The organism is Providencia sp. PROV129 (assembly GCF_028482245.1).
GTDB classification, from domain to species: Bacteria; Pseudomonadota; Gammaproteobacteria; order Enterobacterales; family Enterobacteriaceae; genus Providencia; species Providencia vermicola.
Genome location: NZ_JAMPQD010000020.1, coordinates 26,859 through 44,000, shown reverse-complemented (window position 1 = coordinate 44,000; position 17,142 = coordinate 26,859). Strand labels below are relative to the sequence as shown.

Sequence of the window (17,142 nt, the reverse complement as noted above, 5' to 3'; positions counted from 1 at the left end):
AAAAAATATTATTTAATAGATGTAAAACTAATCTGTTTACTTAACGACATTTGTTGAGCAGTTATATCTGCCTGATAACAAAGTACTTCAACACCGCCTTGCCTTGCTTCCTCTAATAATTGCGCATATTTCTTATCAATATGCGCCGCTGCTGATGCTACGTGAATACCTGTATGTAACGCAACAAACAATAGTATGGCTCTTTTTCCTTCTTTCGCAATATGCATGAGTTCTCTTAAGTGTTTTTGTCCTCTAAGCGTCACCGCATCAGGGAAAAAACCGTGTTCATTTTCCAGTAAAGTGACTGATTTAACTTCAATAAAACAGTCAGGTAACCCATCGTGTGAGAGAAGAAAATCAATGCGACTATTTTCTGTTCCATATTTCACTTCAGGTTTTATCTTGCTGTAGTCAGATAATTCTGGAATGCACTTTCCGGTTAAGGCTTCAGCGACAAGTTGGTTTGCACGAAGGGTGTTGATACAAATAAAGTGTCCTTGTGTTGTTTGAGTTAACTCCCAACTGTGGGGATATTTGCGTTTTGCATTGTCAGAGGTGGAATACCAGACGGTATCTCCAGGAGTTGCACATCCAGTCATCGCACCTGTATTGGCACAGTGAATTGTTATCTCTTCGCCATTAGGTAAGGTGACATCCGCTAGAAACCGTTTATAACGCTTAATTAAAGTGGCAGGTTGTAAAGGGGGATGAAATTCCATAAGGTCTCCGCGGTGCTAACCAGTGATAAGCTGACTGATGAAAGAGGCTAATGCTACAATGTCTGATAGCAAAAGTTAAATGCAGGGAGTAGTTACTTTCGTGTTACCTATATTAGAAGTCAGTGAATCGTTACTGGCAGCCTTAAAATCTTCTCCACAAGTTTTATTACACGCCCCAACAGGCGCGGGTAAATCAACGGTATTACCCCTTGAAATACTCAAAAGTGGCGTCATTGATGGGCGAATTATTATGTTAGAACCGCGTCGTCTTGCTGCGCGTTCAGTCGCAACGCGTTTAGCACAGCAGCTTGGCGAAGAGGTAGGTAACACGATAGGGTTACGTATGCGTTCGGAAACGAAAGTGAGCCGCCATACGTGTCTAGAGGTGGTAACGGAAGGCGTACTTGCACGGCAGTTACAAAGTGACCCGATGCTTGAAGGTATTGGGTTGGTGATTTTAGATGAGTTTCACGAGCGAAATTTACAGGCAGACCTCGGCCTTGCCCTGTTATTAGATACTCAGCAAGCACTGCGAGATGATTTGCGTATCTTATTAATGTCAGCAACATTGGATAACCAAGGCCTGACACAGTTATTTCCTGAAGCGCCGGTCATTACATCTCAAGGTCGTACTTTCCCTGTTGTGCGTGAATACCATCCCATTAACTCTAACAAGTTATTCCATAAAGAAGTGGCATCAGTGGTGTGGCAATTATTGCAACAAGAACTAGGCTCACTACTTTTGTTCCTCCCAGGCGTTGGGGAAATAGAGAAAGTGAGAGCAGAACTCTCCTCTATGGTAAGTGAGGACATACTTTTGTGTCCGTTATATGGTGCACTTTCACTGCAAGCTCAACAACAAGCCATCCAAGTTGCTCCCAAAGGAAAACGCAAAGTGGTGTTGGCAACCAATATTGCAGAAACCAGTTTAACCATAGAGGGTATTCGTTTAGTGGTAGATAGCGGTTTTGAACGTGTTGGGCAGTTTAACCCACGTACAGGGTTAACAAAATTGGTAAAACAGCGAATAAGCCAAGCGTCAATGGCTCAAAGAGCTGGGCGAGCAGGACGTTTAGAAGCGGGTATGTGTTGGCACTTATTCAGTGAGGAGCAAGCCGAACGTGCTGCCCAGTTTAGCGAGGCTGAAATTAACCAAAGCGATCTCAGTGGGTTATGGCTCTCTTTATTACAATGGGGATGTCATGATACGGCGCAACTAAATTGGTTATCGCCACCACCGCAACCTGCGATTGCCGCTGCGAAGGGGTTATTAACAAAATTAGGAGCTGTAGATAGCCAAGGCAAGTTAACGGTATTGGGGCAAAAGATGGCGGCTTTCGCTAGCGAGGTGCGAACTGCTGCGATGCTCTGTAAAGCGCAAGAAAGTCAAAATAAAAATGTGATGCAGCTCGCCGCATTGTTAACGGCAATCATTGAAGAACCTCCACGTAATGGGGGATGCGACTTACGTAGTTTTATAGAAAGGCCGACAGACAATTGGTGTAAACGTGCATCAATGCTGAGTGAACAAAAAGTATCGAATAAAATTAGTCAACAAGGTGCGCTGATAAGTGAGTGGTTACCAACATTGTTAGCTGCGGCTTTCCCAGATCGTATCGCCAAATCTCGTGATAACCAATTGCGTTATCAACTCGCTAGCGGCTTAGGTGCATCCCTGAATGAATCGGATTCGCTTATTGGCTCGCCATGGTTAATGGTCGTCTCGGTTTGGCAGCCTGAAAATTCGGCAGATGCACGAATTTCATTAGCTTATCCGATTGAAATTGAACAGTTGCAAGTTGATAACCCTACTTTATTTAGGTCGCAAGAAACCGTGGAATGGGATGAGCAAAAGGGCACTTTATTAGCGTGGAAACGCTTGCAATGTGGGCAACTGGTGGTGAAATCAGAGCGGCTTACTAACCCAGATAAAACGGAAATTCGCCAAGCTTTGGTTTACTGGCTAAAGCAAAATGGCTTACAACAATTGAATTGGCAGGAAGATGCACTTCAATTGTGTATTCGTTGCACATTAGCGAAACAGTTGTTTCCTGAAGTTAACTTCCCTGATTTTGATGAAAATGCACTATTGGATTCTTTGGATGAATGGTTAGAGCCCTATTTGGATGGCGTGACGAACAAGCAAAAATTGCAGCAAATTAATTTAGCTAAGTTATTAATCAACCGTTTGGATTGGCAGCAACAGCAGTGGTTGCAGAGTCAGTTTCCAGACACTTACCACGCGCCATCCTTACACGATGTGAGTATTCACTATGCCTTAGATAAACCGCCATTTATCGAAATTCGCATGCAAGAAATGTACGGTGAAAAAACAAACCCAACTGTTGCTCAGGGAAAACTTACTTTAACGCTGTCTTTATTATCGCCTGCCATGCGACCACTGCAAATTACTCAAGACCTCGGTGCGTTTTGGCAAGGTAGCTACAAAGAGATTCAAAAAGAGATGAAAGGACGCTATCCAAAGCATTTGTGGCCAGATGACCCCGCGAATACGGCACCCACAAGGCAAACAAAAAAAGCGATGATGAGTACGAAATAACCGATTTTTGTGCTCTAATAGCGGGTTTCCAAAACGGGCTTGAATGGGCAAAGCAGAGTAAGGAAATGTAATTAAGAGCTTTCTTTGGTGAAATCTCAAGGGTTATGGGCCAAAATTAACCACTAGGCGTTAAGCAATTAGTGAATAATTAAGTTGTTAAGTAATTTTGTAAGGTGATATGGAGCGACCATGTCCGGTAAAGATTTTGAACCAATTGGCCGACGTAATAAAAAAACGGCTGATAAAAAACAATCCTCATCACGCCGCCGTAGAGATCGCGATGATTATGATGATGAAGATTTATACCAAGATGATGATATTGAAGAACAATATCTCGATGATGAAGATGAAGAAGAGCACATGGCTAAAAAAGGCTCAAAAAATAAAAAACAGCGCAAAGTAAAAAGCAAATGGCGTTGGTTTTGGCTACTCGTCAAGTTGATGATCGTGTTTGCGGTGCTATTAGCGGCGTATGGTTTTTATTTAAATCAACAAATTAAAGAGCGTCTCGATGGCAAAGTTTGGGATCTACCCGCTGCGGTTTACGGTCGCATGGTCAACCTGGAGCCAGGGATGGATTATAGCCAAGCGGAAATGACACGCTTGCTCGAAGGTATGCAATATCGCAAAGTCAGTAAAATCACCACATCGGGTGAGTTTGTGGTGCGTGGCAATACCATTGAAATTTTACGCCGTCCATTTAACTTCCCTGATCAAAAAGAAGGGCAGATTCTGGCTCGTATGGTGTTTGAAAATAATGCCTTAAGTAAGATTGAAAATATGGAGAATGGCCGCTCATTTGGTTTTTTCCGTTTAGATCCAAAACTTATCACCATGATGCAATCTGCAAATAATGAGCAGCGTTTGGTGCTACCATTAGCGGATTTTCCTGAATCTCTGGTGAAAATCTTACTTGAAACCGAAGATAGAAACTTTTACGAGCACGATGGTGTCAGTTTGTACTCTATCGGCCGTGCTGTTGTTGCTAACTTAACTGCTGGGCGCTCAGTACAAGGGGGAAGTACCCTGACACAGCAATTAGTTAAAAACCTGTTTTTGACTAATGAGCGAACCTTAAAGCGTAAAGCTAACGAAGCCTATATGGCTCTCCTGTTGGACTATAATTACAGCAAAGAGCGTATTTTAGAACTGTATTTAAACGAAGTTTTCTTAGGTCAAAATGGTAATGATGAAATTCGTGGTTTCCCATTAGCGAGCTTGTACTATTTTGGTCGTCCAATTAATGAATTAAGCTTCGATCAGCAAGCCTTGTTGGTGGGAATGGTACAAGGGGCATCAACCTATAACCCTTGGACAAAACCACAAAATGCCATCAAACGCCGTAATATCGTGTTGAAAATTCTTGAAACGCGCGGTGTGATTGACCAAGAAATGTACCAAGTCCTTAGCGCAAGGCCACTTGGCGTGAAAAATAAAGAAGGGCTGGTGGCATCCCAACCTGCCTTTATGCAAATGGTTCGCTTAGAACTCAATGAAAAATTGGGCGATAAAGTCAAAGAATTATCAGGTGCGAAAATTTTCACAACCTTAGACCCTGTCGCGCAAACTGCAGCAGAAAATGCCGTAGAAAATGGTGTCGCAGATTTACGCAAAACCCGTAAATTAGACGATATTGAAGGTGCAATGGTGGTGGTTGACCGTATTAACGGTGAAGTGCGTGCCATGGTGGGTGGTTCTCAGCCACAATTCTCAGGGTTTAACCGTGCCTTGAACGCACGTCGTAGTATTGGTTCATTAGCAAAACCGCCTGTGTACCTCGCCGCACTGAGTGAGCCTGATCGTTACCGTTTGAACACATGGTTAAAAGATGAACCGCTGACGGTTAAAGTCGGCAACCAAAATTGGAGCCCAAGAAACTACAGCCGTAATTTCAATGGCCGTATGATGCTAGTTGATGCGCTTGCAAAATCACAGAATATCCCAACCGTAAACTTAGGGTTAGATATTGGCCTCGACCAAGTGTTTAATACGTTTGTTCGTCTAGGGGCACCAGCCGCAGCGATGGAAAAAGTGCCAGCAATGTTCTTAGGTGCTGTTAACTTAACGCCAGCGGAAGTGGCTCAGGTTTATCAAACCATTGGTGGTGAAGGCAATCGGGCGAAATTGTCCTCCCTGCGTTCCGTCATCGACGGTGATGGTAACGAAATTTATCAAAGTTACCCATCCGCAGAGCGTGCTGTACCTTCACAAGCTGCTTATTTAACACTTTATGGTATGCAGCAAGTGGTGAATCAAGGAACAGGTCGCGTTTTATTATCCAAATACGGTAAGTACAATTTGGCTGGTAAAACAGGGACAACCAATGATTTGCGTGATAGCTGGTATGCGGGTATTGATGGCAAAGAGGTGGCAATCGTCTGGGTAGGGCGTGATAACAATGGTCCGACACAGTTAACAGGGGCAACAGGGGCTTTAAAAGTCTACCAACGCTACCTTGATAACCAAGCGCCATTAGCTCTGATTAATCGTGCACCAGAGGGCATTGTCGATATGCAAGTCACGGCTGATGGTCAGTTAAGCTGCTCAAACTTTGGTGGTGGTAGAATGTTGCCGATTTGGACTGATAACCCAGACAGTCTATGCCAAGCCTCAGAAGACCAAGCACCAACGTGGAATTTAAATGGCAATAATGATGAGCAAAAAAGTGATGCGCCAGATTGGGTGAAGGATATGTTTGGCGATAATCCCTAAATTTTCGTCATATTTAGAGCCGTGGCGGTGTTGGCTACATTCAGCTACTCGGGTTACATACTAGTGTATGCTCCCCGAGATAGCTTCACTTGCCGCCTTGCCACAACTCGAACTATTTAGAAAATTAACGATATATTCAGTTTTCTAACTTTCTGCTATCTAATTCTTTTAATTGACCACTTCAATGCCTAGAAAATAATTTTCCCGAAACCTATCACAAGGCGAACTATATAAGGAATTATTGTGTAAGATGTATAACTATAAAAGTTAACCTTAGAAAGGTAGAGGTGAAACTAGAGTGCTTCACCTCTTTGGTTTTAATGCAAATTAATTCGCTTTGATTTTCGCCAGCGCTGTTTCAGCAGCTTTGATGGTTTTTTCAATATCTTCATCGCTGTGTGCGATAGACATAAACCCAGCTTCAAAAGCGGATGGTGCGAGGTAAATGCCTTGTTCTAACATGTAATGGAAGAATTTTTTGAAGCGCTCCACATCGCATTTCATCACGTCTTGGTAGCAAGTCACTGTTGCTGCATCCGTGAAGAAAATACCAAACATCCCCCCGACATGGTTGATGACCATTGGAATGCCTTGTTCTTGGGAAACACGTTTTAACCCACGGGCTAATTTTTCTGTTAGCTCATTTAAACGTGAATGAACGCCTGGTTGGGACACTTCTTTTAAGCAAGCAAGGCCCGCTGCCATTGCAACAGGGTTACCCGATAAAGTACCAGCTTGGTAAACAGGGCCGATAGGCGCTAATTTTTCCATGATTTCAAGACGACCACCAAATGCACCCACAGGCATACCACCGCCAATAATCTTGCCTAAGCAGGTTAAGTCTGGCTCAACACCGTAGTAATCTTGTGCGCCACCTAATGCAACACGAAAGCCTGTCATTACTTCATCAATGATCAGTACGGCATTAAATTCATCACATAACGCACGTAGACCAGGTAGGAATTCTGCAGTGGGTGGCACGCAGTTCATGTTCCCAGCAACAGGCTCCACGATGACACAAGCGATATCTTCAGGATAATTTTCAAACGCTTGGCGCACAGATGCAAGATCATTGTAAGTGCAAGTGAGCGTATGTTTGACGAAATCTTCAGGAACACCTGGCGAGTTTGGTTCGCCCATGGTCAGCGCACCAGAACCTGCTTTCACTAATAAGCAATCTGCGTGGCCATGGTAGCAACCTTCGAATTTGATAATTTTATCGCGGCCTGTATAGCCACGAGCTAGGCGAATAGCACTCATGGTAGCTTCAGTACCAGAGTTCACCATGCGAACTAAATCCATAGAAGGAACAAGTTCGCATACTAATTCGGCCATTTCAACTTCGGCGGCAGTTGGTGCGCCGAAACTCAAACCTTTATGGACGGCTTTAATCACCGCATCGCGAATTTCTGGATGGTTATGACCTAAGACCATTGGTCCCCATGAGCCAACGTAATCGACATACGCTTTACCATCAACATCATAAATATAAGCACCATCCGCTTTTTCGATAAATAAAGGCGTACCACCGACACCATTAAAGGCGCGAACTGGCGAATTCACACCGCCAGGAATTTGTTGTTTTGCTTGCTCATACAGAATTTCAGATTGCGACATGGCAGGGCTCCAGAAAAGGGCGAAATAAAAATTTGCCACCATTCTAAAGCACTGCATCAATTAAACCAAATGTTGCTAGCAAGATATGCACAATGTGTCTAATTGCGTAACAACACTTGAACGATTTAGTCAAGTGGCGGATAATTGGGTTAATTGATCTGAGTGGTTTTTAGCCCACACATGAATTTACCGGTCACCGGTTTGGAGTGAAAAATGAGTGATGATGCAGCTCTGCCATTGCAATTTACTGATGCGGCAGCAATTAAAGTTAAAGATTTAGTCTCTGATGAGGACAACCCAAATCTGCGTCTGCGTGTTTATATCACTGGTGGCGGATGTAGCGGCTTCCAGTACGGTTTCACCTTTGATGATCAAATCAACGATGGTGATATGACCATTGAGAAACAAGGTGTTGCGCTGGTCGTCGACCCAATGAGTCTGCAATATTTGGTGGGTGGAAGTGTCGACTATACAGAGGGCTTAGAGGGTTCTCGTTTTATCGTAACAAATCCAAATGCTAAGTCTACGTGTGGATGTGGTTCATCCTTTAGCGTCTAATTTTCGTCATATTTCGTGCTGTGGCGGTGTTGGCTTCATTCAGCTACTCGGGTCACATACTTGTGTATGCTCCCCGAGATATCTTCATTTGCCGCCTTGCCACACCGCGAACTATTTAGAAAATTTCTGTAATTCTTAATTCTTAATTCTTAATTCTTAATTCTTAATTCTTAATTCTTAATTGGATAAGACATTTATTGTTTGCAGAGTTGCTACGTGGCGGTGTTGGCTTCATTCAGCTACTCGGGTCACATACTTGTGTATGCTCCCCGAGATATCTTCATTTGCCGCCTTGCCACACCACGAACTATTTAGAAAATTTCTGTAATTCTTAATTCTTAATTCTTAATTCTTAATTCTTAATTCTTAATTCGTAATTCTTCTTTATCAATCGGATAAAGCGTTTAACTGCTCACAAAGTTGTTCGGTGGCGTCGATGATTCGTGGGCCTGCACGATGGAACCAATCTTCATTTAGACGAATGATTGGGACATCCAGTTGTGATTGCCAAAAATTTCTTACAACTTTTTCCTGTTCAATTGAGCCAGTCATTACAATCACATCAGGATTACGAGTGAGCACTTGCTCACGGCTAATTTGCGGCCATTGCACGGCGCTGTTAGCAAAAATATTTTCCCCTCCACAAAATGTCACGACATCATTTTGCAATGTATGTTTACCCGTACTAAATAAAGGCTGAGTCCCCAGTTGGATAAAGATTTTTTTGGTTTTGAGATCTGACTTTTTTTGATTTCGATAAGGAGTCAACTTAGCTCGCATAGCGCTAATATTTTGCTGAGCCAGCTCAGGTCTAGGACTGTATTGGGATAACTCATTGACAGCGTCGATGACTCCATCAATGGTTTGTGGGTCAAAATAGATAATGGGAATGCCAAAGGATGCCAACTGATCAAGCGGCCGTTGCGGGTTTCCCCCTCGCCATGCCAAAATTAAATCAGGTTTAAGCGCGATAATACGTTCGACATTAACCCCTTGCCAATCAGAAACTTGCTCCAGCTTCTTTGCTTGTTCGGGGTAATCGGAGTAAGCACTAACTGCAATCAAGTTATCACCTAACCCAGCAGCATAGGCAAGCTCTGTATTTGCGGGGGATAAACTAACCACGCGCTGTTTTGGCTCAGACAGAGCAGAAAAGGAGATAAAACAAGCCAATAATAAAGTAATAACGTGGGATGAATAGGCAGTTAATTTTTTCATGGCGCATCATCATGTGGCGATAAAAGGCATACCTGACAATTAGTTATGCCTTTTTTGTTGAATTTAAGCCAGCTTAGCTAAAATTGCATTGATCATCAGTGAAGACTGGCGAGCTGCAACGGGAAGAAATTCATCAAAGCTGGTATGCGATTCTTTATCTGCAACATCTGAAATCGCGCGAACCACAACAAATGGTACGCCGAATTGATGGCAGACTTGGCCAATCGCCGTCGCTTCCATTTCAACAGCAGCAACTTGTGGGAAGGTCGCTTTAATGCGTGCTAAAGGTTCTGCACCATTAATGAAGGCATCACCGCTACACACTAAGCCACGAACTGCATTCATATCGAGCAACTTAATGCATTGCTCAGCAACATCAATGAGTTTGTTATCAGCGACAAAAGCAGGTGGGCATTGTGCCATCTGGCCGGGCTCGTAGCCAAATGCCGTAACATCAGCATCGTGATAGCGTACTTCGGTCGAAACAACGATATCACCCACATTTAAGCGAGGGTCTAACCCGCCAGCGGAACCTGTATTAATCACAACATCAGGCTGACAATGTTCTAACAACAAAGTCGTACCAATAGCAGCAGCAACTTTACCAATACCTGATTTTAATAGGGCAATATCAACACCGTTAATTTTCCCTGTGTAAATTTCACAACCTGCACGACTAATGGTTTGGCAGCCTTCAATTTGTGAGCGAAGAATAGCAACTTCTTGCTCCATCGCTCCAATGATCCCAACTTTCATTTTGTCTCCTTTTCCCTGCTCAATTTGTACGATTAGTGTCAATATTTTGACTAGGGAAGATAATGTTTTATTGTGTTAGTGCTGTGTTCTTCGAGCGGGTTCGCAAATTTTATTGCAACAACTCGAATTTCGACAACGAAATTACAAAGATGCACGAAGTGTAACATTGAAAGGTGAGTCGTGAAGTATTTTTCCTGTGTTTAGGCTATATAATGAAGCATCAATTGAGATAGGGAAGGTGGCAGCGTGGGTGAAATTAATTTTCTAAAGAAACTGAGCTTTCAGCGTAACTATATGAGCAGTGCTAAAAACCAGAAAGTCTCACCACAGGATGAAGACGCCGTAAACCGCTTATTTGAAAGTGACCGTGGGCGTATTATTAATTCCGCTGCTATTCGTCGTTTACAGCAAAAAACACAAGTTTTCCCATTAGAACAAAATGCGGCGGTGCGCAGCCGATTAACTCATTCACTTGAAGTTCAGCAAGTGGGGCGCTATATCAGTAAAACTGTGCTTGGTGAGCTGAAAAAGAAAAAATTGTTAGAAACCTATGGGTTAGATGAGCGTTGTGATGCTTTTGAAAGCTTAGTGGAGATGTCCTGCCTGATGCATGACATTGGTAACCCACCTTTCGGACATTTTGGTGAGGCTGCTATTCAGCGCTGGTTTAGCAAACTACTCGCCCCTGAGTATCTATTTTCATCTGACCTACCCGACCCTTGTCAAATTGAAGCATTGCAATTAACAGGCAATGAAAAGCAAGACCTTTTTCGTCGCCAATTGAAGCGAGATTTATGTTCATTTGAGGGGAATGCACAAGGTTTACGAATGGCTCACCGCTTGTTGAAACTTAACCTAACCTACGCACAAATTGGTTCTATCTTGAAATATACGCGAGGAGCTTATGATTTAGAACCAATCCCAGCAGAATTTGATTATTTGATGAAAAAACCAGGGTATTACTGGTCTGAAGCGGATTTTGTCAGTGAACTTACCAAGAAACTCGATATGGAGAAATATTGCCGTTTCCCACTTTCATACATTATGGAGGCGGCAGATGATATCTCTTATTGTATTGCTGATTTGGATGACGCTGCAGAAAAAGGGATCTTTACCGTTGAGCAATTAATTGATTATTTGCGCGCAGAGTGGGGGAAAGTTGAGCAGAATGATTTATTCGATCAAACCATTATGCGTGCTTATAACAATATTAGTGATAACCACACAAGGCGGATTCAGCAAGACCAGTTTTTTATGTACTTACGCGTTAATATTACAGGTAAGTTAGCGCACTATAGTGCCCAGCGCTTTATTAAAAACCTACCTGAAATTTATCATGGTTGTTTTAATAGCGCATTATTGGAAGACAAAAGCCCTGAGCATCGTTTGCTGAAAGTGTTGAAAACCGTTGCATTTAAACATGTATTTAACCATCACGAAGTCGAGCAGCTAGAGTTACAAGGTTATAAAATTATCAGTGGATTACTCGATTTTTATAGTCCGTTGCTAATGATGAACCGAACTGACTTTGCAGATTTAGTGGAAAAAAATTACCACAAACACTTTTTTATTGAAACGCGGTTATTCCATAAGTTATCCAATAAGCACCGTTTATCCTATAACGAGGCGCTTGAGAAAGTCTCTGCAACGAATGAAGCGGATAAATCTATTCTTGAGTTTTACTATCGAGCCCGCTTGATTCAAGACTACATCAGCGGTATGACAGATCACTATGCTTATGAAGAATATAGAAAATTTATGGTGAGTAATTAATAATATTAATTCGCTAAGTAATAAAATCGAAAAGTAGGCAATAAAATAAAAGGAAAAACAGGTATACTAGGCGTGTCTGTTTTTCTCTTTTCAGAAATAAAAAATGCCTGAAATGGAAACAAACAAGGACCCTTTTTTGTAACTAATACTTCGTTGTGACTACTTATGGCTCAATTTTACTCTCCGAACCGCCGCACCACTCCACGCCGTCAACTTACGGTCATTGCTGATAGCTTAGATGCAGCAGGGCAAGGTATAGCACGTCTTGACGGGAAAACAATTTTTGTTGCGGATTTATTACCAGGGGAGGAAGCTCAGATTGAGTTAACGGAAGATAAGCGTAGTTTTGCGAAAGCGAAAGTGGTTAAGCGCTTATCAACAAGTCCACAGAGAGTGAAGCCACAATGCCGTTATTTTAATCAGTGTGGTGGCTGCCAACAGCAACATATTGATATTGAATTACAAAGAGCAAGTAAGGCCGAGGCTTTACAATATTTAATGATGCGAGAAACGGGAGTTGATAAAAGTGCAGCTCCCGTAATGAGTGGTGAACCTTATGGCTATCGCCGCCGTGCTCGCTTAGGCTTGCAATATCAACCTAAACATCAACGGTTGGTGATGGGGTTTCGTCAAGTACAGTCCAATACGCTGGTTGATATTAAAAACTGTCCAGTGTTAGTGCCTGAACTGGATATGTTACTTACCCCCCTTTCTGAGTGTCTTAACCAACTTAGCATTAAGCCGAAATTAGGCCATGTTGAGCTTATCCATGCGGATAACAGCAATATCATCATGATCCGTCATTTAGTGCCTTTTTCACATGCAGATAAACAGAAACTTAACGATTTTGAAAGGCAATATGACGTGTCTATCTGGTTGGCAGGAAATGACAATGCATTAGAAGCGCTGACGTCGAGCTCACCAATGCCAGAATATCAAGTGGTAGGTGAAGTGCTTAAATTTAACCCATTGAATTTTATTCAAGTGAATGGGCAAGTAAATCAATTGATGGTGGCACAAGCGTTAGCATGGTTAGATCTAACGCGTGAAGATAGGGTATTAGACCTTTTTTGCGGAATGGGTAATTTTACGTTACCAATAGCACGATTAGCGCAATCAGTTGTTGGGGTTGAAGGTGTCGAAAATTTAGTCGAACAGGCGCGAAACAACGCTCAGCTCAATACTATTTCCAACGCGACCTTCTATAATGAGAACCTAGAAGCCGAAATTCATACACAACCGTGGGCAGCTCAAGGGTTCAATAAAGTATTATTAGACCCTGCACGAGCAGGGGCGGCGGGCGTGATGGAACATTTAATTAAACTGATGCCTGAAAAAATTGTCTATGTTTCTTGTAACCCAACGACATTAGCAAGGGACAGTAAAGTTTTGCTTGATGAGGGGTATCAATTGTTACATTTGCGGATGTTAGACATGTTTCCGCACACTAGCCATTTAGAATCAATGGCACTATTTATCCGTCGGCCAGAGCATTAACAGGTAGGGAGAATATATGGTTGCAGTAAGAAGCGCACATCTTACCCCAGCAGGTGAGTTTGCCCCAGAAAAATGGGTAGGCGGTCTGGGTTTGAGTAATAAACAATCAGAAGAAAAGCTCATCCATACCTGGCAGTTTTGTCACGATAAATTAGCAGGCCAAGAAATTGGGCCTTTATTGCTGTGGCGTGGCATCGAGATGACCGAAATCTTATCTACGCTCAGCATGGACATCGGCAGCTTACAAGCCGCATTATTATTTCCATTAGTAGAAGAAGGCAAGCTGGAAGAGCAGGAAGTCATTGAACAGTTCGGAAATTCGATACACGAACTTGTTAAAGGCGTGCTTGAGATGGATGCTATTCGTCAATTAAAAGCGACACAATCCAGTGAAACAAGCTCAGTCCAAGTCGATAATATCCGTCGTATGTTATTGTCGATGGTGGAAGATTTTCGTTGTGTTGTCATCAAGCTAGCAGAGCGTATCGCGCATTTGCGTGAAGTCAAAGACGCCACAGAAGATGAACGCGTATTAGCCGCAAAAGAATGCTCCAATATTTATGCGCCATTAGCGAATCGCTTAGGGATAGGGCAATTAAAATGGGAGTTAGAGGACTTCTGCTTCCGTTATTTGCACCCTGATGAATACAAAAAAATCGCTAAGTTACTCCATGAACGCCGTATTGACCGTGAAGATTATATTGATAATTTTGTCGGTACGTTGCGTAAATATATGCTAAAAGAAAACATTCAGGCTGATATTTACGGTCGCCCCAAGCATATCTACAGTATTTGGCGCAAAATGAAGAAGAAATCATTGGCGTTTGATGAGCTATTCGATGTGCGGGCTGTACGTATCGTGGTTGAACGTTTGCAAGATTGCTACGCGGCACTGGGAATTGTGCATACCCATTTTCGCCATCTTCCTGATGAGTTTGATGACTATGTAGCAAACCCCAAGCCAAATGGCTATCAATCAATTCATACAGTTGTGTTGGGCCCCAACGGTAAAACCCTTGAAATTCAAATTCGTACCCGCCAAATGCATGAAGATGCAGAGTTAGGGGTCGCTGCACACTGGAAATATAAAGAAGGCGCAACAGGAATTGGCAAGGGAAGCAGCTACGAAAATCGTATTGCATGGCTGCGTAAATTAATTGCATGGCAGGAAGAAATGGCAGACTCAGGTGAAATGCTTGATGAAGTTCGTAGCCAGGTATTTGATGATCGCGTTTATGTCTTTACACCGAAAGGGGATGTTGTCGATTTACCGACAGGGTCAACTCCACTTGATTTTGCCTACCATATTCACAGTGATGTAGGGCATCGTTGTATCGGTGCGAAAATTGGTGGTCGGATCGTGCCATTTAGTTATCAACTGCAAATGGGGGATCAAATTGAAATCATCACCCAAAAACATCCGAACCCAAGCCGTGATTGGTTAAATCCAAACTTAGGCTATGTCACAACCAGCCGTGGGCGTGCCAAAATTCAAAACTGGTTCCGTAAACAAGACAGAGATAAAAACATTCTTGCTGGACGCCAGATTTTAGATAGTGAACTATCTCAGCTTGATATTAGCCTGCGTGAAGCGGAAAAACTGCTTATTGCCCGCTATAACGTTCATTCTCTGGACGAAGTATTAGCAGGTATTGGTGGCGGTGATATTCGAATTAACCAGTTGGTGAATTTCTTACAAAGCAAATTCAATAAAGCAACGGCGGAAGAAGAAGACCGCGCGGCAATGAAGACATTAGAAAGTAAGTCTTCACTCCCAAGAGCACCATCCCATGGTAGTGGTCGAGTGGTGGTTGAAGGGGTTGGTAACCTAATGCACCATATTGCACGTTGCTGCCAGCCAATTCCAGGGGATGAAATTGTCGGTTTTATCACGAAAGGACGAGGTATTTCTATTCACAGTGCGGATTGCGAACAATTAGCTGAGCTGCAAAGTCACGCACCAGAACGTGTGATAGATGCAGTTTGGGGAGAAAACTATTCCAGTGGTTATTCTCTCGTGGTTAGAGTTATCGCCAATGACCGTAGTGGTCTACTACGTGATATCACGACAATATTAGCTAATGAGAAGGTTAATGTGCTTGGCGTCAGTAGCCGCAGCGATGTGAAGCAGCAATTAGCAACGATAGATATGACAATTGAGCTGTATAATATTGAGGTGCTGAGCCGGGTGTTAGCAAAATTAAATCAGTTGCCGGATGTTATTGAGGCAAAACGCCATTCCCAGTGATTTTCTTCATATTTTGCGTTGTAGGGGTGTTGGCTACACTTAGCTACTCGGGTCACATACTTATGTATGCTCCTCGAGATAGCTAATCTTGCCGCCTACCTACAACGCAAACTATTTTGAAAATCGGCACCATTATAATTAACCATTTTTATATTTTGAGCCGCAGCGTTGTTGGCTGCGCGCTCTCCTCGCGACAACACCAACTATTTTGAAATGATCCTTTTCAAGTTTTCTTTGTTGATTAGCCTTTATATCTGGTAAGTTTGAAATAAAGGTAGCAATGTAGAAACAAAAGAAAATCAAAGGGTAATACAATGAGTCAGCAAAATCACCAAATTGAACGCTTACTATCCATCATGGCACAGCTGCGCGACCCAAAAACGGGGTGCCCTTGGGATAAAGTACAAACATTTAAAACCATCGCACCTTACACACTTGAAGAAACCTATGAGGTACTTGATGCGATAGAGCGTGAGGACTTTTCTGATCTAAAAGGCGAATTGGGTGACTTATTATTCCAAGTCGTTTTTTATGCACAAATGGCGAATGAAAAATCACTTTTCGATTTTAATGATATCTGCCAAGCGGTGAGTGACAAACTTGAGCATCGTCACCCACATATCTTTGATGCGAACAACCAACTTTCAAGTTCCGAAGTGATTGAGGGATGGGAAAAGCGTAAGGCAAAAGAACGTGCTGAAAAGTCTCAATTTTCTGTACTTGATGATATTCCAAACTCACTCCCTGCACTGATGAAAGCCTATAAAATTCAAAAACGTTGTGCTTCTGTCGGTTTTGATTGGGATACGCTTGGCCCAGTGGTTGGAAAAGTGCATGAAGAACTTGAAGAAGTCATGGAAGAAGCCACTCAGGTGGTTGTAGATCAAAACCGCTTAGAAGAAGAAATTGGAGACTTGCTGTTTGCGACAGTAAATTTGTCTCGTCACCTAGGCCATAAGCCCGAAATTGCACTGCAAAAAGCCTGTAATAAATTTGAACGACGTTTTAGGCAAATCGAGAAAAGCTTATCCGAAAGTGGTAAGTCTGTAGAAGGTGCTACACTTGAAGAGATGGAGGCACTTTGGCTGCAGGTTAAAAGCCAAGAATAAAATGTCTCGTCATATTTCACACTACAGCGTTGTTGGCTGCGTTCGGCACATGGGTCACATACTTATGTATGCTCCCCGAGATATCCTCTCTTGCCGCCTAGCTGTAATGCGAACTATTTAGAGCCATTACATGTAAGTATTGAAACTATTTGTCGTTTTAAGATTTGGATGTTGTTGGTTTATTCTAAAAGTAATTTATTTAATATTCCCAAATAAAGCTTCAAAAACAATGAATAGAATGGCATTTTTAGGCGTCAAATAGCGAGTGATAGAGTAAATAGTTATTCAAAATCAAACTTAGTGCAGAATTGCATTTTTTATGCTATAGAATGAGCTGAAAGGATTTAGCTTTTGCCTTTAAACTGTGTTAATGTA

At 42.5% G+C, this 17,142-nt stretch carries 11 protein-coding genes; 7 read left to right on the top strand and 4 right to left on the bottom strand.

Going from position 1 to position 17,142, the window contains the following annotated elements; all coding sequences use genetic code 11:
* Positions 1–8: 8 nt before the first annotated feature.
* A complete protein-coding gene (gene sfsA / locus PSF27_RS14705) occupies positions 9–719 on the bottom strand; it encodes a DNA/RNA nuclease SfsA (RefSeq protein WP_206082954.1) in 711 nt (236 codons plus the stop codon).
* A 100-nt stretch (positions 720–819) separates the two neighbouring features.
* Between sfsA and hrpB the strand changes: the two genes are divergently transcribed.
* Both hrpB and mrcB read left to right on the top strand, forming a co-directional pair.
* Complete coding sequence (hrpB, locus tag PSF27_RS14700; RefSeq protein ID WP_272681758.1) at positions 820–3,279, top strand: ATP-dependent helicase HrpB; 2,460 nt, start codon at positions 820–822, stop codon at positions 3,277–3,279.
* 189 nt (positions 3,280–3,468) lie between these two features.
* Positions 3,469–5,991, top strand: a complete 2,523-nt coding sequence (gene mrcB, locus PSF27_RS14695; RefSeq protein WP_206082952.1) for a bifunctional glycosyl transferase/transpeptidase — start codon at positions 3,469–3,471, stop codon at positions 5,989–5,991.
* A gap of 327 nt (positions 5,992–6,318) precedes the next feature.
* Here the strand turns inward: mrcB and hemL are convergent, their stop codons facing one another.
* Entirely contained in the window at positions 6,319–7,608 is a 1,290-nt protein-coding gene (gene hemL, locus PSF27_RS14690; RefSeq protein WP_206082951.1) for a glutamate-1-semialdehyde 2,1-aminomutase, read from the bottom strand.
* Positions 7,609–7,821: 213 nt separating this feature from the next.
* Here hemL and erpA point away from each other — a divergent pair, with 213 nt between their 5' ends.
* On the top strand, positions 7,822–8,166 hold the full coding sequence (gene erpA, locus PSF27_RS14685) for an iron-sulfur cluster insertion protein ErpA (RefSeq protein ID WP_154623408.1): 345 nt from the start codon (positions 7,822–7,824) through the stop codon (positions 8,164–8,166).
* A 387-nt stretch (positions 8,167–8,553) separates the two neighbouring features.
* Here the strand turns inward: erpA and btuF are convergent, their stop codons facing one another.
* Together btuF and mtnN are read right to left on the bottom strand one after the other, a co-directional pair.
* Positions 8,554–9,384, bottom strand: a complete 831-nt coding sequence (btuF, locus tag PSF27_RS14680) for a vitamin B12 ABC transporter substrate-binding protein BtuF (RefSeq protein ID WP_272681757.1) — start codon at positions 9,382–9,384, stop codon at positions 8,554–8,556.
* A 63-nt stretch (positions 9,385–9,447) separates the two neighbouring features.
* Complete coding sequence (gene mtnN / locus PSF27_RS14675) at positions 9,448–10,140, bottom strand: 5'-methylthioadenosine/S-adenosylhomocysteine nucleosidase (protein ID WP_206082949.1); 693 nt, start codon at positions 10,138–10,140, stop codon at positions 9,448–9,450.
* A 246-nt stretch (positions 10,141–10,386) separates the two neighbouring features.
* Here mtnN and dgt point away from each other — a divergent pair, with 246 nt between their 5' ends.
* The 4 genes from dgt (at position 10,387) to mazG (ending at position 16,767) form a co-directional block, all read left to right on the top strand.
* Complete coding sequence (dgt, locus tag PSF27_RS14670; RefSeq protein WP_206082948.1) at positions 10,387–11,913, top strand: dGTPase; 1,527 nt, start codon at positions 10,387–10,389, stop codon at positions 11,911–11,913.
* Positions 11,914–12,078: 165 nt separating this feature from the next.
* A complete protein-coding gene (gene rlmD, locus PSF27_RS14665) occupies positions 12,079–13,410 on the top strand; it encodes a 23S rRNA (uracil(1939)-C(5))-methyltransferase RlmD (RefSeq protein WP_206082947.1) in 1,332 nt (443 codons plus the stop codon).
* A gap of 16 nt (positions 13,411–13,426) precedes the next feature.
* Positions 13,427–15,658, top strand: a complete 2,232-nt coding sequence (relA, locus tag PSF27_RS14660; protein WP_272681756.1) for a GTP diphosphokinase — start codon at positions 13,427–13,429, stop codon at positions 15,656–15,658.
* 314 nt (positions 15,659–15,972) lie between these two features.
* Positions 15,973–16,767: a nucleoside triphosphate pyrophosphohydrolase gene (gene mazG / locus PSF27_RS14655; RefSeq protein ID WP_206082945.1), complete on the top strand. Its 795-nt coding sequence runs from the start codon at positions 15,973–15,975 to the stop codon at positions 16,765–16,767.
* The last annotated feature ends 375 nt before the right edge of the window (positions 16,768–17,142 follow it).